The organism is Sinorhizobium terangae (genome assembly GCF_009601505.1).
GTDB lineage: Bacteria > Pseudomonadota > Alphaproteobacteria > Rhizobiales > Rhizobiaceae > Sinorhizobium > Sinorhizobium terangae.
In genome coordinates, this window is the sequence record NZ_WITC01000037.1 from 1 (window position 1) to 22,148 (window position 22,148).

At 61.3% G+C, this 22,148-nt stretch carries 17 protein-coding genes and 1 pseudogene; 6 read left to right on the forward strand and 12 right to left on the reverse strand.

The annotated features are described in order from the left end of the window. Nucleotides 1-60: 60 nt before the first annotated feature. A protein-coding gene (locus GHK62_RS10900) for an IS630 family transposase (protein WP_167528167.1) occupies nt 61-1,006 on the forward strand; the annotation gives its coding sequence in 2 pieces (ribosomal slippage) (nt 61-399 and nt 401-1,006; 945 coding nt in all). 19 nt (nt 1,007-1,025) lie between these two features. Here the strand turns inward: GHK62_RS10900 and queF are convergent. The 5 genes and pseudogenes from queF to GHK62_RS10920 form a co-directional block, all read right to left on the reverse strand. Beyond that, nucleotides 1,026-1,490: a preQ(1) synthase gene (gene queF / locus GHK62_RS10905; RefSeq protein WP_153438950.1), complete on the reverse strand. Its 465-nt coding sequence runs from the start codon at nt 1,488-1,490 to the stop codon at nt 1,026-1,028. Nucleotides 1,491-1,576: 86 nt separating this feature from the next. Continuing rightward, entirely contained in the window at nt 1,577-2,488 is a 912-nt protein-coding gene (locus GHK62_RS10910; RefSeq protein WP_153438951.1) for a cation diffusion facilitator family transporter, read from the reverse strand. A 169-nt stretch (nt 2,489-2,657) separates the two neighbouring features. Beyond that, nucleotides 2,658-4,847 carry an anthranilate synthase gene (locus GHK62_RS10915; RefSeq protein WP_153438954.1) on the reverse strand — a complete coding sequence of 730 codons (2,190 nt, stop codon included), beginning with the start codon at nt 4,845-4,847 and terminating at the stop codon, nt 2,658-2,660. 114 nt (nt 4,848-4,961) lie between these two features. Then, entirely contained in the window at nt 4,962-5,006 is a 45-nt protein-coding gene (trpLE, locus tag GHK62_RS33880) for a trpE operon leader peptide TrpLE (RefSeq protein WP_184108869.1), read from the reverse strand. A 117-nt stretch (nt 5,007-5,123) separates the two neighbouring features. Further along, nucleotides 5,124-7,328: pseudogene (locus GHK62_RS10920) on the reverse strand (TonB-dependent hemoglobin/transferrin/lactoferrin family receptor). A 276-nt stretch (nt 7,329-7,604) separates the two neighbouring features. Between GHK62_RS10920 and GHK62_RS10925 the strand changes: the two are divergent. Next, a complete protein-coding gene (locus GHK62_RS10925; protein WP_153438956.1) occupies nt 7,605-8,438 on the forward strand; it encodes an extensin-like domain-containing protein in 834 nt (277 codons plus the stop codon). A 299-nt stretch (nt 8,439-8,737) separates the two neighbouring features. After that, nucleotides 8,738-9,247 carry a DUF1993 domain-containing protein gene (locus GHK62_RS10930; protein ID WP_153438958.1) on the forward strand — a complete coding sequence of 170 codons (510 nt, stop codon included), beginning with the start codon at nt 8,738-8,740 and terminating at the stop codon, nt 9,245-9,247. A 48-nt stretch (nt 9,248-9,295) separates the two neighbouring features. Here the strand turns inward: GHK62_RS10930 and GHK62_RS10935 are convergent, their stop codons facing one another. The 7 genes from GHK62_RS10935 to GHK62_RS10965 form a co-directional block, all read right to left on the reverse strand. Beyond that, nucleotides 9,296-10,975 (reverse strand): formate--tetrahydrofolate ligase, encoded by a 1,680-nt coding sequence (locus GHK62_RS10935; protein WP_153438960.1) that lies wholly within the window; start codon nt 10,973-10,975, stop codon nt 9,296-9,298. A gap of 90 nt (nt 10,976-11,065) precedes the next feature. After that, the gene (locus tag GHK62_RS10940; protein WP_153438962.1) at nt 11,066-12,292 is read right to left on the reverse strand and encodes a DUF2333 family protein; all 1,227 of its coding nucleotides are present in this window, start codon (nt 12,290-12,292) and stop codon (nt 11,066-11,068) included. Nucleotides 12,293-12,295: 3 nt separating this feature from the next. Further along, nucleotides 12,296-13,585 (reverse strand): DUF6638 family protein, encoded by a 1,290-nt coding sequence (locus GHK62_RS10945; protein WP_153438963.1) that lies wholly within the window; start codon nt 13,583-13,585, stop codon nt 12,296-12,298. Nucleotides 13,586-13,634: 49 nt separating this feature from the next. Continuing rightward, on the reverse strand, nt 13,635-15,551 hold the full coding sequence (locus tag GHK62_RS10950; RefSeq protein ID WP_153438965.1) for an AAA family ATPase: 1,917 nt from the start codon (nt 15,549-15,551) through the stop codon (nt 13,635-13,637). A gap of 2 nt (nt 15,552-15,553) precedes the next feature. Beyond that, nucleotides 15,554-16,702: a hypothetical protein gene (locus tag GHK62_RS10955; RefSeq protein ID WP_153438967.1), complete on the reverse strand. Its 1,149-nt coding sequence runs from the start codon at nt 16,700-16,702 to the stop codon at nt 15,554-15,556. A gap of 61 nt (nt 16,703-16,763) precedes the next feature. Further along, on the reverse strand, nt 16,764-17,852 hold the full coding sequence (locus GHK62_RS10960; protein WP_153438969.1) for a coiled-coil domain-containing protein: 1,089 nt from the start codon (nt 17,850-17,852) through the stop codon (nt 16,764-16,766). A gap of 235 nt (nt 17,853-18,087) precedes the next feature. After that, a complete protein-coding gene (locus GHK62_RS10965) occupies nt 18,088-18,675 on the reverse strand; it encodes a thymidine kinase (RefSeq protein WP_153438971.1) in 588 nt (195 codons plus the stop codon). A 367-nt stretch (nt 18,676-19,042) separates the two neighbouring features. Between GHK62_RS10965 and GHK62_RS10970 the strand changes: the two genes are divergently transcribed. From GHK62_RS10970 to choV, 3 genes are all read left to right on the forward strand, one after another. Next, nucleotides 19,043-19,999 carry a choline ABC transporter substrate-binding protein gene (locus GHK62_RS10970; RefSeq protein WP_153439161.1) on the forward strand — a complete coding sequence of 319 codons (957 nt, stop codon included), beginning with the start codon at nt 19,043-19,045 and terminating at the stop codon, nt 19,997-19,999. A gap of 184 nt (nt 20,000-20,183) precedes the next feature. Continuing rightward, complete coding sequence (choW, locus tag GHK62_RS10975) at nt 20,184-21,029, forward strand: choline ABC transporter permease subunit (protein WP_184108865.1); 846 nt, start codon at nt 20,184-20,186, stop codon at nt 21,027-21,029. Beyond that, nucleotides 21,026-22,075, forward strand: coding sequence for a choline ABC transporter ATP-binding protein (gene choV, locus GHK62_RS10980; RefSeq protein WP_153438972.1), 1,050 nt, complete (start codon nt 21,026-21,028; stop codon nt 22,073-22,075). Before choW ends, choV begins: the two co-directional genes overlap by 4 nt. Nucleotides 22,076-22,148 lie beyond the last annotated feature (73 nt).

The following is a 22,148-nucleotide window of genomic DNA, read 5'->3' on the forward strand; positions in this document are numbered from 1 at the left end:
GGATTCCCTTTTTGTTGGGATTGTGATTCAAGATCATTGCTGGTGAGGAGGCCAGCAATGATGGCGCGACCTCTTTCTCTTGATTTACGCCAGCGCGTCGCCGCCGCTTTGGCCGGAGGCATGACGGTGCGGGCGGCCGCCTTGCGCTTTGGGATATCGGCGGCGACGGCGGTGCGGATCGGCCAGCTCGACCGGTCCGGCCGCGGTTTGGCGCCGGCCAAGATGGGGGGCCATGTCAAACCCATGCTGCGGGGCGCGGCGGCCGATGAGGTTCACCGCCGACTGGCGGCCAAAACCGATTGGACGGTGCGGGCGCTTGCCGCCGATCTGAAGGCGGCCGGGATCGATGTCTCGCATGACACCGTTTGGCGGTTTCTGCGCCGCGAAGGCAAGACATTTAAAAAAAACGCTGATCGCCAGCGAGCAGGACAGGCCGAAGGTGGCGCGCTTCCGAAGCCGCTGGAAGACCCATCAACATCGACTTGATCCGCGCCGCCTGGTGTTCGTTGACGAAACCTGGGTCAAAACCAACATGACGCGCAGCCGCGGCTGGTGTCAGCGCGGCCAGCCGCTGATCGCCAGAATACCGCATGGCCATTGGAAGACGCTGACCTTCCTCGCCGGGCTGCGTCACGACCGCATCGTCGCACCCTTCGTGCTCGACGGCCCGATCAACGGCATTGCCTTCACCGCCTGGGTCGAGCAATGCCTGGCGCCAACCCTCAACCCCGGGGATATCGTCATCCTCGACAATCTCGGCAGCCACAAGGGCAAGCCGGCGCGCAGCGCCATCCGCGACGCCGGCGCCCATCTGTTCTTCCTGCCGCCCTACAGCCCCGACCTCAATCCGATCGAGATGATGTTCGCCAAACTCAAGACCCTGCTGCGCAAGGCCGACGAGCGTAGCGTCGAGGCGACATGGCGGCGCGTCGGCGAAGCTCTCAAGGCGTTCAGCCCGCACGAATGCGCCGCCTATCTCAGGCATGCAGGATACGTTTCAACGTAGGTCTGACAGACTCTAGGAATCACCCACGACCGCGATAGGTCGGCACACCCTGATCCGGCAGCCAGACACCCTCCGGCGGCGCGCCCGTCTGCCAGAAGACGTCGATCGGAATGCCGCCGCGCGGATACCAATAGGCGCCGATCCTCAGCCACTTCGGCGACAGGAGCGACACCAGCCTCTTGGCGATGTCGATGGTGCAATCCTCGTGGAAAGCGCCATGGTTGCGGAAGGAGTGCAGGAAGAGCTTGAGCGACTTCGACTCGACAAGCCAGCCATCCGGCACATAATCGATGACGATATGCGCGAAATCCGGCTGCCCAGTCATCGGGCAAAGCGAGGTGAACTCCGGCGCCGTGAAACGGACGACGAAGTCCGTCCCCGTATGATTGCTCGGTACCCTTTCGAGCACCGCCTCGTCCGGGCTTTGCGGCAGGTCGACCTTTGCGCCTAGTTGTGAAAGTCCTGATACGTCCGTTTTCGTCATTTCCTTACTGCTCCACCAAATCCTGGCCGTGATCGATTCTAAATAGTAAGAGCGGGATGCGGGCGGAAAACCGCAAACGCTTTTCCTCATCCCGCTCTGGTCTTCACACGCACACCGTGTGCCTTCTCGCCTTCCGGCTCGACGTGAATGGCTATTCTCGCGCCCGGATGAACGACGCGAATCGCGTCCTCGACCCGGTCGCAAATGTCATGGGCGTCGCCGACGGGCATCGCTTCGGGCACGACCATGTGGAAGTCCACGAAGATCGCCGGACCGGCCTGCCGTGTCTTCAAATCGTGTACGCCGAGAGAGCCGCCGGCATTTGCCGCGATTGCCTGCTTGATCGCCTCTTCCTCCTCCGCCGGCACGGCCCGGTCCATCAGCCCGTCAACCGAACGCGAGATGACCTTCCACCCCTGGAAGAGGATGTTGCCGGCGACGATCACTGCCAGCAGCGGATCGAGGATGGCGTAACCGGTGGCAATGGCAAGAAGAAGGCCGACGAGCACGCCTGCCGATGTTACGACGTCGGAAAGAATATGGTGCCCGTCGGCGCTCAACGCTGGCGACCGATGACGGGTACCGGCGCGGATCAGCACATAAGCCCAGATCGCATTAATGACGCCGGCGGCGAAGTTGATCGCTAGACCGAGCGCCGGTGCGCTCAAGAGTTCCGGCGCCATCATCTCCGGCACCGCTTCCCATAAGATCAGAAGCGCTGCCACGACAATCAGCACGCCTTCGATGACGGCGGAAAAATACTCCGCCTTGTGATGTCCGAACGGGTGGGTCGCATCCGCCGGTTTCGCGGCATAGCCAATCATCACATAGGCCATTACTGCGGCAATCACATTCACGATGGATTCCAGCCCGTCGGAAAGCAGCGCAACCGAACCGGTCACCCACCAGGCGAGCATCTTCAGCCCCATGACACCGACAGAAAGCGGCATGCCCCAAAAGGCCAGCCTCAGGATCGTTCTGCTATCGGAAGCGGTCATCTTCATTCCTCGTGCAGATGCAAACGAGTTGCAAATGCAAGCCTATTCAAACGCAAAACCGCCCGCGCGAATTTTCGCGCAGGCGGGTTCGAAACACCATATGGGTGATTACGCACGGCTTGTCAAAGGGCCGTGTGGCGCAGCCTTGCCCGCCGCAATTCGTGTGCCGTCAGGCGGCCTTGGTTTTCGCCCGTTTGGCGAGATGCGCGACCACGTTCTCGATCATCCGCATGCCGGCGTCGCCGCCGAGCGTCATGATCGATTCCGGATGGAACTGCACCGCCGCCACCGGCTCTTTCATGTGCTCGATGCCCATGATCGTGCCGTCTTCGCTCTCTGCCGTGATCATGAACTCGCGCGGTAGACTGGAGGGATCGGCAAAGATCGAATGGTAGCGCCCGACCGTCACCTCTTTGCCTAGACCGGAGAAAACGAGGCCGGGTTCCAGCACGCGGATGCGCGACGGCTTGCCATGCATCGGAATTGCCAATTGTCGCAAGTCGCCGCCATAGGCCTCGGCGAGCGCCTGAAGGCCGAGGCAGACCCCGAAGATCGGCAGTTCGCGCGCCCTCGCCTTCTTGATCGTCGCCTTGCAGTCGAAATCCTTTGGAGTGCCGGGTCCGGGCGAAAGCACGACAAGGTCCGGTTTGACGCGGTCGAAAATCTTCTCGGCAACCGGCGTGCGGACGGTGGTAACGTTCGCGCCCGTTTGCCGGAAGTAGTTAGCCAACGTGTGGACGAAGCTGTCCTCGTGGTCGACGAGCAGGATATTGACGCCCGCGCCGACCGGCGCAACGTCGCGCCCGGCCTTGGCGCTGTTGGCGGATTTGGCGTCGCGGATGGCTGCAATCATGGCGGATGCCTTCAGTTCGGTTTCGGCTTCTTCTTCTTCCGGATTGGAATCATAGAGGAGCGTCGCGCCCGCTCTAACCTCGGCGATCCCGTCCTTGATGCGGATGGTGCGCAAGGTCAGGCCGGTGTTCATGTCGCCATTGAAGCCGACCATGCCGATCGCGCCACCATACCATGCACGCGGGCTCTTCTCATGGTTCTCGATGAAGCGCATGGCCCAAAGCTTCGGCGCGCCGGTGACGGTCACCGCCCAGGCGTGGCTCAGGAAGCCGTCGAAGGCATCCATGTCATCGCGAAGCCGCCCCTCGATGTGGTCGACTGTATGGATCAGCCGCGAATACATCTCGATCTGGCGACGGCCGATGACCTTCACCGAACCAGGAACGCAGACGCGGCTTTTATCGTTGCGGTCGACGTCCGAGCACATGGTGAGCTCGGATTCGTCCTTCTTCGAATTCAGGAGCTTCAGGATCTGCTCGCTATCGGCGATCGGGTCGTCGCCCCGCTTGATCGTGCCGGAAATCGGGCAGGTCTCGATGCGGCGGCCTGAGACCCGGACGAACATCTCCGGCGATGCGCCAACGAGATATTCCTGGTTTCCGAGATTGATGAAGAAGGAATAGGGCGACGGGTTGATCGCCTTCAGCCGGTTGGAAATCTCCGAAGGGCGGCTCTCGCAGCGTTCGTAGAATTTCTGCCCTGGCACGACCTCGAAGAGGTCGCCGCGACGGAAGCTTTCCTTTGCCTTGACCACGAGTTCGGCATATTCGCCCGGGCGATGATCGCCATGCGGCGGAATGCCGTCGACAGAGCGGAACGGCTCCGGTGCGATGTCCGCCGCCTTGCCCTCGGTCGAAAGACCGCCCTTGGCAAAATCATAGCGGTCGACCCAGGCCTTCGCCGCATAGTGGTCGACGACGAGGATCTCATCCGGCAGGAAGAGGACCATGTCGCGCTGGTCGTCGGGCCGCTGCAATTTGAGGTCGATTGCGTCGAACTGGAAGGCAAGGTCGTAGCCGAACGCGCCATAGAAACCGAGATTGGAATCTTCGGGCGAATGGAAGAGGTTCGTCACGGCGCGAAGCACGGTGAAGACCGTCGGCATCTTCGAGCGCTCTTCCTCGGTAAACACGCGATCCGGCTGGTTGATGGTGAGATCGAGACGACGGGCCTCCGATTTGCCGAGCGTGATGTCAGCAACGGATTTCAGGTACTCGCCGATCAGCGCCAGCAACACCTCGCCGCGCTCGTTATAGGCTTCGATCCAGAGCGAGCGACCGAAGGAAGAGATGGCGAGCGGCGGGTCGACGACGGCGGTGTCCCAGCGGGTGTAGCGGCCGGGATATTCGTAGTTCGAGGAGAAGACCGCGCCGCGCCGCTCGTCGAGCTTGTCGACACAGGACGAGATCGCGTCCGTGTAGGATGCATCGCGCCGCCTGCGCGTGACGACGATGCCGCCTTCGGTTGTGTAGCTCTCCGCGCCGTCTTCCAGAATTACCGTTGCCATTCGCCTCGCTCCGTAAAAGCCCGGTCTTTCCACACGGCTTTGAATACGAAAAAGCCGCCTCGAAATCTCCGGGCGGCTTCATGTCTCAATCACGCATGACTGGTCAAGGCCGCCTCAGCGAGCCCACCACCAGATCGAAATGTTGCGTGCGTTCATCATGGGCGAAAGTGTTAGCGCGGCTTGCGGATGCGTGCAAGCGGGAAAAACGGGATCGACGGAGTTGAAATGGGCGGCTACCGAGAGCCGCCCATTCGATCGATCGGATGCGTCGGGCCGCTAGAAGCGTTGCGTCAGCGAGATCTTGAAGGTGCGGCCCGGCTCCGAATAGAAATCCGCCGGCTGCGTGAACGTATTTTGGGTGTTGATCGCATCCCAATAGGTCTTGTCGAAGACGTTGTAGACGCCGGCATTCACCCGCAGGCCCGGCAACTCAGCCGGCTCCCACCAGCCGGTGAGATCGACGATGCCATAACCCGGCGCCTTGAAGCTGTTGGTCGACTTGTCCGAAACGGCCATCGCAGCCGTAAGGATCACGTCGGTTCCCCAGGTTTCGGTGGCATAGCCTACACCGAGGACTCCCTTCAACGGGGCCACAGAGCCCAGCACTTCGTCCGTATCGAGATCCCGGCCATAGGCATAGGCAAGTGCAGTGCGCACGTGGAAGCCATTGGCGAAGACCTTGTGGCCGGACACCTCGATCCCGTGGATGGAGACGTTCGCGCGGTTTATAGCCTCGGTAATGCCGAGCGGATAGGTTCCGGTCGGATCGAAGCTCTAGCGCTCGTCGATGAAGTTCCGGTACCTGTTGTAGAAGGCACTTACGCGCCCACCGAATTCCTCGTCACCGAAATTGGCTCCGACCTCAAAACCGTGGCTCGTTTCCGGCTTCAGGTCGGGATTGCCGATCTGCAGGTAGCTGCCCGGTGCACCGTAGTTGAGATAGAGTTCCTCGGCTGTCGGCGGCCGGAAAGCCATCGCCCACTGCGCGAAAAGCTCGACCTGTTCCGCCGCCTGATAGGTCGCAAGCAGCTTCGGCGACAGCGCCTGGTCGCTCTGACCGGGCGGCACCCCGTCATAGTTGGGATTGCGCATATAGGCAGCGGTATTCTGGGGCGAATAATCGTACCAGTCGAAGCGGAGCCCCGGCGTCAGCGCGAAGGGACCATCACCGATCGAGATGCGATCCTGCAGGTAAATACCTACTTTCTTGCTGTCGACGTCCGGGCTGTCGGACTGATTGGTATGCAGGAAGTTGCAGGAAGGGCTGGGCGCCGTGTCGCAGCTATCCTCACCTGAAGAGTACTGGTGTAGCTTGCCGATGGCAAAATCGCCGCCGAGCGTGACCTGATGCAGCAGGAGACCGGTGTCGAAGAACCTGTCGACGTAACCGGTGGCGCCGAAGCTCTCGTCCTCCGCCTCGTTGAGCCGCGAATACTCGCCGATCACCGAGGTGCTGCGAAAAGCATCAACACCATTTTCGCGGAGCAGGCGTTGCCAGTAAATGGTGGCCGAGGCGCTGTCGAACCAGCCGTTATCGTCGGTGGCCTCGAATTCATAGTCGAGCGACAGGCGCTCACGCCGGGTATTGTCGAGCTTGTCGTAGTTGCCCGGCCGATAGTTGCCGAGGAGACTCTGCCCGGACATGAAATCGATGTCCTTGTCGCGATCGAAGCGTTCCGCCGTCAGCCCGAACGTGTGGCCGCTGTCGGTATATTGCCGCACCTTGAACAGGAGGTTGTTCTGGTCGTAGTCGGCCGGATCCGCCTCGGTGCGCGTCGTCGAATAGCCACCGACATCACCGTTGCTTTGCCGTTCGTGCCCCCTCTTGTAGCCACCCTGGAACAGAACGGCCGTATTGTCGTAGCGCGCGGCAACGGCGGCCGATCCGCCGAGGCTCTCATCGTCACCGTCATAGGCGAACTTGAAGATTCCGCCCCAGGTCCTTCCCTCGCCGATCAGGTCTTCCGGCTCCAGCGTGCGCAGGACGACGGCGCCGCCGAGCGCACCACCGCCGGCGCGGCTCGAATCGGCGCCACGTACGACATCGATCGTCGAGAGCGTGGCAAAATCGAAGCTGTCGATACCGCCATCTGCTTCGGGCGCACCGTCATCAATGAAGGGGATCGGGATGCCATCAATCGTCGTCAGCACCCGTGGCCCTTCCAGACCGCGGATATTGACGCTGCCGTTTGTGCGGTTGAAGTTCACGCCGGGCTCAAGACTTCTGCCCAGATCTTCGAAACTCGATATCTGGTTGTTGTCGAGTTGTTCTTCGGTGACCCGCTCGGCAAGCGGCGTATCCGCCACACCTTCCTTCTCGCCGTTCGTGACGACCAATTTCTTCAGTGCCGTTACGCGCCCCTGCTTTTCAGCGGCAGTCGCCGCCTTGTCAGCGGGTTGCGCGTGCGAAAACGTTGTTCCGGCCAGGGTGACGAATGCCGTGCATGCAAAAAGACCCAGGCGATGATGCCGGTTGAGCATGGACCAGTCCTTTGAGATGTTGGCCGGGCTTGCTGTTGAGCGGCAAACTCAAGGGGCTGGCTGGGCGAGGTTTAATTGCGAGCGACGTGTGAGCCGCGTCGCCTCATTTACGCCACATAAAAAACATGAGTGAAATTGTCAATATAAATCCAGGGGTGCGGGCGCCCCCCCGGATTCACGCTCCAAACCGACCTCGTCCTCAGTTTCAGCACATTTTGAAACAGGATCTGCTCTCATGCGTTTTGGCTTTGGCCGCAACGGATGGGAAGGACCTGCATGCGCCACTCCGCCGGAATGATCCTGTTGTCCGTTTCGATTCTTTCGGGCGCAAGCCTTCCCACGAAGGGTCCGGTGCCGGTCCCGAAACCAGCTGTCCCCGGCGAGCAAGCAACGCCAACCCCGGAGCTGAAACCTGGCGTGCCACCCAAGGGCGCCGAGATCAATAGAAAGACAGGTGCTCAGCCGCGCGTAGAAGAGAAAGAAGCAGCTCCCGGAGACAAGACAAAGGACGACAGCATTGAGGAGGTATTCCTGCCGGTGAAAGAGGAGCCTGCCGAAGAGCACGCCTCCTGCCTTGCCGATCTCAAGGCGCTCGGCGGCACATTCACTGACACCAAGCGCATCGACGATGGCAAAGGCTGCGGCATCGACAAACCGGTTCGCGTGACGGCGATCTTGCCGGGCGTCGCCCTGAAGCCGGAAGGGACTATGCGCTGCGCGACGGCACTGGCGCTTGCCCGTTGGACCAAGGAATCGGCGGTCCCCGCAGCCGCGGCCGCGTTCGGACCGGACACCCGGATCGCGACGGTGAACCAGGCATCGACCTACGTCTGCCGCCTGCGCAACAACGCAACGGCCGGCAAGATATCGGAGCATGCCCATGGCAACGCTGTCGACATCGCCTCGTTCACATTGGGCAACGGCAGGACGATCGCCATCCAGCCGCGCGACGAGGATGGCACGCTGGACGGCGCGTTTCAGCGCGCGGTCACGGCATCGGGCTGCCTCTATTTCACAACCGTCCTCGATCCGGGCAGCGACGCCGCCCATGAGATGCACCTGCATCTCGACATCATCGAACGCAAGAACGGCTATCGCTACTGTCGATAGGCGGTCGTCAAGTTCCTGTCGGAGCAGGTTGGCGCCTTCTCGTCTGCAGGCACGACGAACTTGCCCAGGGAGACAAGTCGTTACCGTGGTACCTGCCGCCTACTGCAAATCAAAGTGCTACAGCGACCTTTGCGCGTCCGATTGGACGCGCGGCGCTGTAGGTATCCATGCTGCGCGGTGACGCGGCTCACCGACCATGGGACGCAAGATAGCGGCGAGGCGATTGAAATCACCGCGGGCGAGCACGATCTATTGCGCATCATTTTTCGCCCGCCATCGACCTGACCGAGGAACAATCCATGCCGCTAACCATGTACAAGCTCTCCGTGCCCGCCTTCATCCGCGGCTTTTCTGCCCTCGGTGGCCTCTTGGACAAGGCCGAGGCCTTCGCTGCAGAGAAGGGCATGCCGCTCGCTGAGCTCTTCGAGGCACGGCTCGCGCCGGATATGCTGCCGCTCGTCGGACAGATCCAGCGGGCGAGCGACACCAGCAAGAACGCCATCGGACGGCTGACGACGATCGAAACGCCACGCTTCCCGGACGAGGAACGGAGCTTCGCCGAGCTGCGCGAACGGATCGCCAAGACGGTCGCATTCCTCGAAACGGTCCAACCCGCCGATCTTGAAGGCAGCGAAAACCGCGAAGTCACGCTCAGCTTCCCCAACCTCAAGGTCAACTTCAGCGGCGAGGACTATCTCTTGAAGTTCGTACTGCCGAACTTTTATTTCCACGTCACCACTGCCTACGACATCCTCCGCCACAAGGGCGTTCCGATCGGCAAGCCCGACTATATCGGCGGTCTTGGCTGAAAGGCAGAGGGGGTGCCGTCATGGGCGGCTTCGCCATGATCGCGCGCCTCAGAACAGCCCCTCAATCAGCCCCTCTTCATTGAGCCGTATCCTCTCGGAGGACGGCGCTTTCGGCAGGCCGGGCATCGTCATGATCTCGCCGGTGATGACGACGATGAAGCCGGCGCCGGCCGCAAGTCGCACCTCCCGGATCGGCACGGTGTGACCGCTCGGCGCGCCGCGCAGGTTCGGGTCCGTCGAGAACGAATATTGGGTCTTCGCCATGCAGATCGGCAGGTGGCCGTAACCCTGGTCCTCCCAAGTCCGGAGCTGTTCGCGCACCAGCTTGTCGGCAATAACCTCGCTCGCGTGATAGATGTCCTTGGCGATCGTCTCGATCTTCTGGAAGAGCGGCATGTCGTCCGGGTAAAGCGGCGAAAACTGCGAGTGGCCCGCATTGGCAAGGTCCACGACCTTGTGCGCCAGTTCCTCGATCCCTGCCGAACCCTCGGCCCAGTGCCTGCAAAGAACGGCTTCGGAACCGAGCGTCCTGACGTAGTCCTTGATCGCCTGGATCTCGGCCTCGGTGTCGGAGGTGAAGTGGTTGATCGCAACGAGCACGGGAACGCCGAATTTCTTGACGTTCTGCACGTGCCGCCCAAGATTGGCGCAACCTTTCTTGAGCGCTTCGATATTCTCCCGGCTGAGGTCCTCCTTCTTCACGCCGCCATTCATCTTGACCGCCCGCACGGTCGCGACGACGACGGCGGCGTCCGGCTTCAGGCCGGCCTTGCGGCATTTGATGTCGAAGAATTTCTCGGCGCCGAGATCGGCACCGAAGCCGGCCTCGGTCACCACGTAGTCGGCGAGCTTTAAGGCCGTTGCCGTAGCGACCACCGAATTGCAACCATGGGCGATATTGGCAAAGGGGCCGCCATGGACGAAAGCCGGGTTGTTCTCAAGCGTCTGCACCAGGTTCGGCTGCATCGCGTCCTTGAGCAACACCGCCATCGCCCCGTCCGCCTTGATGTCGCGGGCGTAGACCGGGCTCTTGTCGCGCCGATAGCCGATGATGATGTTGCCGAGCCGCTTTTCGAGATCCTTGATGTCCATCGCCAGGCACAGAATCGCCATGACTTCCGAGGCGACGGTGATGTCGAAGCCGGTCTCGCGCGGGTAGCCGTTGGCGACACCGCCGAGCGAACCGACGATCTGGCGCAGCGCCCGGTCGTTCATGTCCATCACCCGACGCCAGGCGATGCGGCGAATGTCGATCGCCTGCTCGTTGCCCCAATAGATGTGATTGTCGATCAGCGCCGCCAGCAGGTTGTGCGCCGCCGTGATGGCATGGAAATCGCCGGTGAAGTGAAGGTTGATGTCCTCCATTGGCACGACTTGGGCATAACCACCGCCGGCCGCGCCGCCTTTGCTGCCGAAGCAGGGGCCGAGTGATGCCTCCCGGATACAGACGACCGTCTTCTTGCCGATGCGGTTGAGGCCGTCGCCGAGCCCAACGGTGGTCGTCGTCTTGCCCTCGCCGGCCGGCGTAGGGTTGATCGCGGTCACCAGGATAAGCCGGCCGTTTCCGTTGTTCAGTTGCTGAGCGATGAATTCAGCGCTGACCTTGGCCTTGTCGTGGCCGTAGGGCAGCAGGTGCTCCGGCGGAATGCCGAGCTTTTCGCCGATCTCCTGGATCGGCTTCTTCTTCGCGGCGCGCGCGATCTCGATATCGGATTTGACCTCCGGCATGGCTGTTCCCCCTTTGTGGCACGCCCATCCGCCTCCTCCGCGAAAATGGGCGCGCTTTGTTTCTGCGTGCTTACGCTTGCACGCCGCGCGTCATCGGGCAAGGATATCGCGCATTTCCACCAGGTTGGACCGCACGCGAAGGATGTAGAAGCCCATCGTCGCCAGATGCGTCGGCATGATCCAGCCATCCTCGCGACCGTTCGAGATGATGAGCGGCTGGATGTTCAAGGCGGCGCGCAGCTGCCGGATCGTCTCCGTCCAGATCGGCGTCAGGCCGCGCTGCGCCACCACATTCTCGAAGTCGGCACCGGCCGCGGAAAGAATGCCGTAGTAGCCATAGAGCTGGCCGAAGGCGAACCAGAAGCGGTCGTCGGCGCGCGTGTCGAACCAGCCGCCGTTGTGGAATTCGGAGCGTTCGCGGATGATTGCCGAGGTGTTGCCGAGATCGTTGGCGATGCGGTCGAGGAACTCGACCATGTTGTCGGACCGCCCGTCGAAGATCGCCTCGCACTTGCCGAGCGAAACATTGAACTTCCTGAAATCGTGCATCGCCGCCCGATAGAAGCTCGGCGTCGGCGTCTTGGGTCCGAACGGGTTGATGCCGAAATACCAGGTCTCCTCGTCGAACTGGATGTTGCCGCGCGCGCTTTGCAGGTCGTTGTTGATGCCCGACGTGCCGCGGACGCGTCCGAGCGAATCCACGAGCTCCACCGAGGTGCGGCGTATCGCCTGGTTGATGCCGCGCTGGAACGACGCCTTGTTGTCGAGCCAGGGCGTATCGTCCCAGTCCATCCCGAAGAGGCCGAGCTTGTAGAGCAGCATCGAGGATATCCAGGCATTCTGGTTGACATTGTAGTCGATGAGATCGGCTGCTACGTCGACGATCGCCGAGGTCTGGCAAACCGTTCCTGCCGGCAGCTGCGCGACGGCGAGCGCCTCGGTCGTGTTGGCCTCGCCCGATGAACCGACTGCGGCAGCCTGGTCGCCAGTAGTCCCTGGATTTGGCTGCCCCGGCGTGGTTGCGCCGGGACCGCTTACCGGCGACCCTGCCGGCACCTTGCGCTCGGCGAGCTTGTAGCGATCGACATAGTCTGGATTGAAGTTGGTCCAGGCCTGCGTCTGCCAAATGAAGTAGCCGTAGAACAGGATAAGACCGAGCAGGACGAGGCCGACCGGGCCCTTGATGATCCAGCTTCTCGCCCGATACCAGTTGCCGAGTGCGACGAAGGGCCAGAGGAGCCAGGCCACCGCCAGGCCGATGCCACGGCCGATCGCCGTGAAGACACGCGAAAAAAACGCAACGATCGGATCGAACATGTCCTATTCCTCTTTGAGACCGTAAAGCTTGTGGCGGAAAGCGGCCTTGTCCTTGAGATACGTGCTGGTCAGCGTCGCGACAACATATTCCCGGAACTTTTCGCCGTAATGCTCGTAGGCGTCATAGAATCCCTGCTTGTCGAACACGAAGCGGGAGACGAAGTCGCGCGGGACGAGCTGCGATATCAAGCGGTTCACCAGCCATTGATCGGGATGCATCGGTGCGGCGCGCACGAGCAGGAAGCGATGTTCCGGCGGGACCTCCGCCATGGTGATCGTGCCCGTTGCCGCAAGCATGCGAGCCATTTCCTGAAGGAAGGGGTATGTCCCGTCGCGCGACACGATCGCCGCGTTGCGGTGGATCCAGGTCTGCAGCCAGATCCGGTCGGCACCCATGAGATCGGCAGTCGGATCGGCAGCGTTGATCAGCCCGCGAATGATCATGTCTGCCCGGTGCTGGAACAGCCCGGATTCCTGCACCCAGGAGGCCTGCGGCAGTTGCAGCCGGTTGGTCCGGGCGAGAAACTCGTAGATGCGGGCGTGATCGTTGATGGCAATGTAGGCCACCTGCCACGGCCGCGACCGCCTGAAACCGGGCACCGAGGGATCGCAGATCACCGTCGTCGTCTTCTGGTCGAGGAAGACATAGACGCCGCCGAAGTGATTGGCCCAGAAGGCCTCATGGCGGAAAACGAGTTCGTTCGGCACCAGCGCGTTCTGCCGGATGTCGCCGGTCACCTTTGCCAGCTCCACCATCCGGTTCAGCATGGCGTCGTCGGCCCAGGCGGTCGGTACCTTCTTCAATCGGTCCACCAGTTCCCTGAGCTCGGTTGCCTTGCCTAGCATGTCTTCCGCCGAAAGGACCCGAAAACGAACCTCGTTGATCGAAAGCAGGTCGTCGATGTCCTCGACCACCGAAACCGAATCCTCGATCTCGCCGTAGAGCGCATCCTTGATGGTCACCGCGTTGATCGCGCGGCTGTTGGCGTTGAAGAATTCATGCATCAGCGCCGCGGTGTTGGAGAAACTCGTATGAACGACCGGGAGGTCCGCCTGCGCCGGCGTCAGGATGATAAAGCGCCGATTGACGCGGTTCGGGTCGAGATAGTCGCGATCCCCGAGTTCGTCGGCGATCTCCGGCGAGAAACCGGTCATATCGATGCTGAAGTGATCGAGCGCCGTCGGTTTCAGGCCCAAGCCCTGCAGCGCCTTGTTGTAGCGCGCGACGAGATGCGGCTCGGCTATGTCGAGCAGCCGCCCATAGATCAGTTCCGCTTCGAGGAGGCGTTTCATACGGAAATGCTCCGCGCGTTGGCGCTGGAGCGTTCCTTATGCTCTTCGCTCATGCCTGCCACCTGCCCTCGCGCTTCATGGTCTCGATTTCGCGGATCGCCTTCTCCCGCTGGCGCTCGCGGCGGATGATCTCGCCGACCGCCGCATCGTCCGACTTGTCGGTGTAGCGGAACTCGCTGTCGGCGTAGCGGTTGATTTCCTGCAGCACCATCTCGATCGTGATCGGGCCGCGCAACTCCTCGATCATCGCCTTCTTCTCGTCGTAGGACTTGTGCATGAAGGCGCCGGCATCCTTGAACCAGTCGTCGGGCAGTTCAACGTCCATCGCCCGCATCTTGATCGCATCGGTGATGTTCCTGATCGCCCGGCCGGTAAAGCGCGGTTCGGCTTCCTTGATCATGTGCAGATAGGCGCCGACGTCGGCGAGCGTGGCAATCTTGCCCTTTTCCTTCTCGTAGCGCTCCCAAACGGCGGCGAGCCCCTCCTCCTGCGGCTGTGAATGGGCCACGTAGGACTTTGACACCGCGCGCTCGATCTCCTGGCCGGCATAGAGATCGTGCTGACCAAGCGGGATCTTGTGGTTCTTGCCGACAAGCAGCGCAAAGATGTCGATATAGTCGCCTTCCGTCTGGGGCCCGTCGACAAGCCAACGCGCCCCCGCGCGCTGACGCAACGCGTCGTCGACGTTCTCCGGGTAGTTCGAGAACATGCCGAACGTGCAGTTGCCGCGCACCACGGTCGACGCACCGGCGAAACTCTCCATCAGCACCGCCGTCACCTCATGCTGGCCGGCCGAAGCGCGGTCGTCGGAGCGCCTCGCCGCCACCTGGTCGACATCGTCGATCGTGCCGAAGCCGATCGCCCGAGGATTGATGACGTTGTTGACGAATTCCTTGCAGTTCTGGCCGGACTTTCCCTGGTAGGAGGAGATCTGGTCGACTCCGAAGTTCTCGTAATGGAAAGCGTAGCCGGCAACGCCGCAGTAATCGTGGAGCATTCCGGCGAGCATCTGGATGAGAATGGTCTTGCCGGTGCCCGGCATTCCGTCGCCGATGAAGGTGAAGAGGAAGCCGCCAAGTTCGACGAAGGGATTCATCTGCCGGTCGAAGTCGTAGGCCATCAGCATCTTGGCAAGCTTCAGCGCCTGGTACTTCGCAATGTGGTTGCCGATGATTTCTTCCGGCTTCTTGAAGGTCATCACCAATGGCTTGCGCTTCTGCCCAGGCGCAATGTCGAAACCGTTCAGGGTGAAGTCGTCCTGGTCGAGCCGGATATGGACGTTTTCGAAGCTCTGGAGGCCGGTGAACCGCGCCTTGCGGGCGATCAGTCCTTCGATCGTGGCGCGTGAAAAGGCGCGCGTCCGGGCGGTCAAGGCAAGATCGTCCTGGGCGCCAGCAATGCTGCGGTCGAGTCCCGCAACCATGCTCTTCAGCGCATCCTGGGGCGTATCGAAGAGAAAGTCGGGCTCTGCGGCATCATCGACCGGTTCGCCCTCTCCCTGCAGGGTGGCACCCAGATAGGCCGCGAGCGTGAAGGCGGCGATATAGGCGGCGGCCGAAAGCAGTGCCTTGAATTGGCCTACCTCCTCGCCGCCGAGCGGCGCCGTGGCGTTGCGCGCCTGCAATTGCTCGAGATTCGTCTGCCGCGCGAAGACGTCGGCCACGGCAAGCGCCACCTGGATGCCGCGGCGCGTCCGGTAGAGGACGGCATGCTGGGCGGGCGACAGGAGCGGATCGGCGCCACGCACCGACTGGATCGTGCGCTGAAGCTCGACCTCGCGGCTGCGGCGCTGGCTGCCGGTCGAAACGGTCGAGACAAAACGACGGCCGGTGCCCGCGAGCGGCGTCCCTCTGGATGTATCTTCCCGTTCGAGGATGATCAGCTTGGTGACAAGGCTCTGGGCTGTCGCCTGATGTTTGGCGATATCGTCTTCGTGCAGCGTCGTCAGGCCGGTATTCAGCGTCATCGTCAAACCTCGCTCACCACCTGGTTGCCGGAAATCACGTGCACTTTGTAGTCTCCGAAGACCGCACCCGCCTCCCCTTCGGCGTAAAGCGCCTGATAGGCGTCGTGCGGCACGAGCGCATGCTTCTCATAGGAGCTGACGCCCATCCGTGCAGCCTCCAGGTTGTCCGTGTCTATGTGGAATTCCTCCTGCGCCGGCGTCGAGGACCAGAAGCCGCGCTCCGCAGGGCGTTCGGCCTTGGAGAAGACCTCCTGCACCGTCCAGGTCAAAAGCCAGGCATTTTCGGCCTTCCGGACCTTCGAGAGGATATCGTTGACCCGGGCGTTGTTCTCGGTGATCCCGGCCGAATAGAACGGGCCGAGCACGATGCGCCGAAGCTGTTTCGGGTGAAGCTCCGGGAAATCCTTGTCGAGATTGGTCGCGATCGTCACCGGCGTCAGCGAATAGGCGCTGTTCTTCGAGGCGAAGTCATCGAAGCGGCTCGCAAGGTCGGGATTGAGGAGCCCGCCAACCGGCAGCGGAATCTCGACGTCCGGGTTGAGCTTGCCTTCACGGGTGACCAGCATTTCGACGATGTTTTCCGATGAATCCTCGATCGTCGCCATGTAGACCATGGGGAGCGTCTGGGTGCCGTCGAAGGCGCCCCAGGAGACGACGTAATAGGGCCGCATCGTCTTCGAATTGACGGCGACCCGGATCGTCTCCGGCAGGATGAACGGCGAAAAGATGTCGCCCTTGCCGATCTGCTCGAGATAGAGCCTTTCCGCCATGCGGGCCTGCAATGCCTCGGGAAAGGCCTTCTGCCTGAGGATGAAATCGGCCATTTCTTCGCGGAGCGCATCGGCCGCGGGAATGCTCGCCAGACGCTTTTCCGCGCTCTGCCGGTCGTTTTCCAGTTCGAGCACGTTCTGGAACACCGGGAAGCCGCTTTCGGCGCGCGAAATCCGGAACCGCTCGACGAAGCCGATGCGGTTCTCCCAGCAGGCGATCGATGCCTTCAGACGGGCGAGATAGGGAACGATCACCTCCCCGACCACCGTATTCTGATAGAGCGGTGAGTTGCGGTCGCCGAGAAACAGTTCAAGCCCCGCCAGCGCGGATCGGATGGAACTGAAATATTGCCGTACGGCTGCGGATGCGGCGGTGTTCATGCCTAATCCCTCGGCGAGCGCCGAAAGGCGGTCGCAAATCTTGTCATTGCCGCCTTGCCGATCACTGCTTCACGTAGTTTGCCGCATTGTGCTTGTCCATCACCGTTTGGAAGCGACGGGCGAAGGCGTCGTCGGCAAGCTTCTTGCGCCGCTGGATATCCTGCGTCGCGAGCATGTTCTTTTCATGCATTTCGAGAAGGTCGCCGATGTGACGCTGCGCCGCCGCGCCGATCCCGGCCATGGTTTCCTCGGCCGCGGTGTCGACCTGGCTCCCGAGCGTGTTGATCCTGTGGGCGACGTCCTGCTGCGCCGCCGTCTTCAACGAGTCCTCCAGCGATTTGTAGAGCACGATGCGCTGTTCGGTATCGATCGTCAGCTTGTTGATCAGCGTATTCTGCGCCGCGATCTGATTGTTGAGGGAATCGACGAAGGTCTGGAACATCGACGTGTAGCGTTCGAGCGTCTGGCTCTCTGCGAGCAACTCCTGCTCCTTGGCCTGCTTCTCGTTATATTCGGTCGCGAGCGTCGAGCGCTCGCCCTCGAGTCCAGTTCTCGTCTTCTGGTCGGTCGACGCGGCGATCCTGTTCTCGATGTCGAGCAACAGTGGATTGAGTTCCTCGATGCGCTTCTGCGTCTCCTCAAGCGCTGCCATCGTCCCCTTGCGGCGGTCGATCACCTTGATAAGGCTCTGCTCGGAGGTCTTGTAGCGCTGGTCGAGGATCGCCCTCTGTTCCTTGAGGATGCCAACGATGGTGTCGGACTTGACGAGAAGTTCCTGCAGGTTCCCGGCAAGCGACATGTTGCGCACGCGATCGGTCCTGAGGCGCTGCATCTTCTGCTTGGAGAATATGCCGATGAATTTCTCATAGCCGGTATAGCTTTTCATGCTTTCAAATTCGGAGCCGAAGACGTTGGTCGCATCCTCAAGCCCGATGATCAGATCGGCAATGTTGGCTTCCATCACCTTCTGCTGATTGATCACGTCCTGAATGCGGGCGTTCTCGATGTCGAAATTGACGTCACCGAGTTTGGTGTCGGCCTTGGCGAACTGGTCGAGGACAACGCCAGATTGCTCAAGCTTGCCGCGCATCTCCTGGACGACATTCTTCGTCTTTTCGATTTCTGCGGCAAAATTCTGAAGAGTCGCCATACTTTCCCCCTTTAACCCGGCCCCTTGATCGGGACGGTCACCCGCATCGCGTGCCGAATTATTCAGCTTTCGATTGCAGTTATATAAAGGATGTTTGGCCGGTCAGGACAAGTATAGCACACACGCTTTTTTGCGCGGGCGCCCGCACAGGCGCAAGCGGTGGCGGTGGCCGTCTATCGTGCAGCCGAAGTGTCCGTGAGATTGGCGATCACGTCGGGAATTTCGGCGGGCTTCTTCAGCCGTCGCGCATCCGGTCTTCCCAGTGACGGCGGCAATAGGGGACGTATTTCTCGTTGCCGCCGACATCTACCTGCGCGCCCTCGCGCACAAGGTTGCCGGCGCCGTCGAGGCGCACGACCATCGTCGCCTTGCGCCCGCAATGGCAGATTGTCCTGACTTCGCGCAACTCGTCAGCGATCGCAAGCAGCGCCATGGAACCGGGAAAGAGCTTGCCCTGGAAGTCGGTTCTGAGGCCATAGGCCATCACCGGAATGCCGAGGCGGTCGGCAACGCGCGCAAGCTGCCAGACCTGATCTTCGGCGAGAAATTGCGCCTCGTCCACGAAGACGCAGGCGATCTCGCCCGAACCGTCACCGTTCAGGCGATCGACCAGGGCGTAGAGATCGTCATCACCGCTGAACGGGATCGCGTCCGAGGCCAATCCGATGCGCGACGAGATGCGGCCGGCTCCGGCGCGGTCATCGAAGGCGGCAATCAGCATGACGACGCGCATGCCGCGCTCCTGATAGTTATAGGAGGCCTGCAGCAAAAGCGTGCTTTTGCCGGCATTCATCGTCGCATAGCTGAAATAGAGTTTGGCCATATTCCCCGTCTCCGGACTTCCTGCAGCGCCGCGCGTCCTAATCAGACGCGCAAGCTGCAGCAGTCCGCTTCATGACGGGGCTTGCGGCCGATGGCCAGAGCGGGTCGGCACGACCCACAGATTTTCGCTTCGGCGCGTTTCCCCAAAACCGCGTAGCTGGGCGAAGCATGACGACAACTGGTGCGCGCCGGTGCAAGCGCGTGGCGAAAAATGGCTTTCTTTTCTTGGATATTGCGACATCCGGCGTCGCATTGTGCATCCCGTCAATGTATTGACGCAATACACTTCCTTCGGCATCAAGGCGCTTGAATTCAAGCTCCATTGGTGTTTGGCTAAAACAATAAATACAGGCAGGGGAACGACAATGATGACAAGCATACGCTCTCTCAAATTCATGCTGGCTGGTGCCGTCTGCATGGCAGCCCTGACCGCCGGAAATGCCGTCGCGGCCGAGCCGGAAAGCTGTGGAACCGTCCGTTTCTCCGATGTCGGCTGGACGGACATTACGGCAACGACCGCAACGGTGACCACGATACTCAAGGGCCTCGGCTACGAGACTGACGTGAAGGTCCTGTCGGTTCCCGTCACCTATACCTCGCTGAAGAACAAGGACATCGATGTCTTCCTCGGCAACTGGATGCCGACAATGGAAGCCGACATCGCGCCCTATCGCGAGGACAAGTCGGTCGAAACCGTGCGCGAGAACCTCGAAGGCGCCAAGTACACGCTCGCCACCAACGCCAAAGGCGCGGAACTCGGGATCAAGGATTTCAAGGATATCGCCACACACAAGGATGAACTGGACGGCAAGATCTACGGTATCGAACCGGGCAATGACGGCAACCGTCTGATCATCGACATGGTCGACAAGGGAACCTTCGATCTCAAGGGTTTCGAGGTGGTCGAGTCCTCCGAGCAAGGCATGCTGGCGCAGGTCGCCCGCGCTGAGAAGGACGGCGAGCCGATCGTCTTCCTCGGGTGGGAGCCGCACCCGATGAACGCCAATTTTAAGCTCACCTATCTGTCGGGCGGCGATGATATCTTTGGTCCGAACTTTGGCGGCGCGACGGTGCTGACCAATGTGCGTGCCGGCTACACGACCGAATGCCCGAACGTCGGCGCCCTGCTGAAGAACCTGAAGTTCTCGCTCCAGATGGAAAACGAGATCATGGGCAAGATCCTGAACGACGGCGAAGAGCCGGAGGCAGCTGCGGCGGCATGGCTCAAGGCCAATCCGACGGTAATCGACCCCTGGCTTGCCGGTGTGACCGCCAGGGACGGCGGCGACGGAATGGCTGCGGTCAAGACCGCCCTGGGTCTCTGATCGACCAGAGGGCCGTGTGTCCTGCAGCACGCATAGAGGTCGCTGTAGCACCCTGAAGTGCTGCACGTTTCACCCTTCAATCGGTCCGGTTTGAGGAAACATGCAGCGGGCGGGGTACCACCCCGCCTTTTTTCACCGCTTCGCGCGATCCGGTTTTTGACCCTGACAAGAGGGATCCAAGCTCGTGGAATTTCTGACTGAATACCGCATCCCCATCGGAGGCTGGGCCAAAGCGTTCGTCGACTGGCTGACAACCAATTTCGAACTGTTCTTCGATCAGCTCGCAAATTTCCTGTCGGCGGTCGTGGCCGTCCTGCTCTACATCCTCCAGACCCCTCATCCGCTCATCGTCGTCGCGGTCGTCACGGCGCTCGCCTGGTGGTTCCGCCGCTCGCTCGGGGTGACGCTCTTCACCGGTCTTGGGCTTCTCTTGATCGTCAACCAGGGCTACTGGAAGGAAACGACCGAAACTCTAGCGCTGGTTCTCGCGGCAAGCTTCGTGAGCATGGCTGTCGGCGTTCCGCTCGGCATTGCCGCAGCCCGCCGCGCGTGGGTCTATGCCGTCATGCGCCCCATTCTCGACCTGATGCAGACGATTCCGACCTTTGTCTATCTCATCCCGGCGCTGATCCTCTTCGGCCTCGGCATGGTTCCAGGCCTGATCGCCACCGTCATCTTCGCCATTCCCGCGCCGATCCGGCTCACGCGCCTCGGCATCATCTCGACGCCGCCTTCCCTGGTTGAGGCGGCCGAATCCTTCGGCGCGACGCCGTGGCAGGTATTGCGCAAGGTGGAGTTGCCCTTTGCGACGCCGCAGATCATGGCCGGCCTTACCCAGACGATCATGCTTTCCCTGTCGATGGTGGTCATCGCCGCGCTCGTCGGCGCCAACGGTCTCGGCGTTCCGGTGCTTCGCGCCTTGAACTCGGTCAATGTCGCCAAGGGTTTCGAGGCTGGTCTTTGCATCGTTATCCTCGCGATCATCCTCGACCGCCTGTTCCGCTCGTCCGATGAAGGAGAAAGCGCATGACGGACGCGGTTGTTTTCAAGAATGTCGACATCATCTTCGGCAAGAGCCCGCAGACCGCTCTGCAAATGGTCGACCAGGGAAAGAGCCGCGACGAGATCGGCGCCGCCACGGGTCTTGTGCTCGGCGTCGCCGGGGCTTCGCTGACGATCAACGAGGGCGAAATCCTGGTCCTGATGGGCCTCTCCGGTTCCGGCAAGTCGACGCTGCTCAGAGCTGTCAACGGCCTTGCACCCGTGGTACGCGGCGACGTCGAGATCAAAACGGCAAACGGTTCTCTGAACCCCTATCGCTGCACGGCGAAGTCGCTGCGCGACTTCCGCATGCATACGGTCTCCATGGTGTTTCAGCAGTTCGCGCTTCTTCCCTGGCGCACGGTTGCCGACAATGTCGGCTTCGGTCTCGAACTCGCAGGCATGCCTGAGGCAGATCGCAAGAAACGCGTCGGCGAACAGCTCGATCTGGTCAACCTGACGAAATGGGCGGACCGGAAAGTCAACGAGCTTTCGGGCGGCATGCAGCAGCGCGTCGGACTCGCCCGCGCCTTTGCGACAGGCGCGCCGATCCTGCTGATGGATGAACCGTTCTCGGCGCTCGATCCGTTGATCCGCACCCGCTTGCAGGATGAGTTGCTCGAATTCCAACGGCGGCTGAAGAAGACGATCATCTTCGTAAGCCACGATCTCGACGAAGCCTTCCGCATCGGAAACCGCATCGCCATCATGGAGGGCGGGCGCATCATCCAGTGCGGGACACCGCAGGAAATTGTGAAAAGCCCGGCAAACCAGTACGTCGCCGATTTCGTCCAGCATATGAACCCAATCACCATGCTGATGGCCAAGGACGTCATGCGCACCGGCGTCGAACGGGACGCGACAATTGCCGGCGTGACGGCGACGGCGAAACCGACGACTCCCCTCGTCGACATCCTTGATGCAATGTCCCGCCAGCCGGGCAGCATCGGCGTGGTCGACAACGGCTCGGTGGTCGGCACGATCGACGCGCAAAACATTGTCGAAGGCCTGACGCGCCACCGCAACAAAAGTTGACGCGACACGCCGAACGGCCAATAAAGCCCGGAGCAACCGCTTCGGGCTTTATTATTTGTCTGGAGTGACAAGC

Coding starts and splice junctions, on each gene's coding strand:
- GHK62_RS10970 (WP_153439161.1), top strand. CDS start 19,043: ATGACAAGCATACGCTCTCTCAAATTCATGCTGGCTGGTGCCGTCTGC.
- queF (WP_153438950.1), bottom strand. CDS start 1,490: ATGACGAAAACGGACGTATCAGGACTTTCACAACTAGGCGCAAAGGTC.
- GHK62_RS10930 (WP_153438958.1), top strand. CDS start 8,738: ATGCCGCTAACCATGTACAAGCTCTCCGTGCCCGCCTTCATCCGCGGC.
- GHK62_RS10955 (WP_153438967.1), bottom strand. CDS start 16,702: ATGAACACCGCCGCATCCGCAGCCGTACGGCAATATTTCAGTTCCATC.
- GHK62_RS10915 (WP_153438954.1), bottom strand. CDS start 4,847: ATGGCAACGGTAATTCTGGAAGACGGCGCGGAGAGCTACACAACCGAA.
- GHK62_RS10950 (WP_153438965.1), bottom strand. CDS start 15,551: ATGACGCTGAATACCGGCCTGACGACGCTGCACGAAGACGATATCGCC.
- choV (WP_153438972.1), top strand. CDS start 21,026: ATGACGGACGCGGTTGTTTTCAAGAATGTCGACATCATCTTCGGCAAG.
- GHK62_RS10910 (WP_153438951.1), bottom strand. CDS start 2,488: ATGACCGCTTCCGATAGCAGAACGATCCTGAGGCTGGCCTTTTGGGGC.
- GHK62_RS10965 (WP_153438971.1), bottom strand. CDS start 18,675: ATGGCCAAACTCTATTTCAGCTATGCGACGATGAATGCCGGCAAAAGC.
- GHK62_RS10935 (WP_153438960.1), bottom strand. CDS start 10,975: ATGCCGGAGGTCAAATCCGATATCGAGATCGCGCGCGCCGCGAAGAAG.
- GHK62_RS10940 (WP_153438962.1), bottom strand. CDS start 12,292: ATGTTCGATCCGATCGTTGCGTTTTTTTCGCGTGTCTTCACGGCGATC.
- GHK62_RS10925 (WP_153438956.1), top strand. CDS start 7,605: ATGCGCCACTCCGCCGGAATGATCCTGTTGTCCGTTTCGATTCTTTCG.
- GHK62_RS10960 (WP_153438969.1), bottom strand. CDS start 17,852: ATGGCGACTCTTCAGAATTTTGCCGCAGAAATCGAAAAGACGAAGAAT.
- GHK62_RS10945 (WP_153438963.1), bottom strand. CDS start 13,585: ATGAAACGCCTCCTCGAAGCGGAACTGATCTATGGGCGGCTGCTCGAC.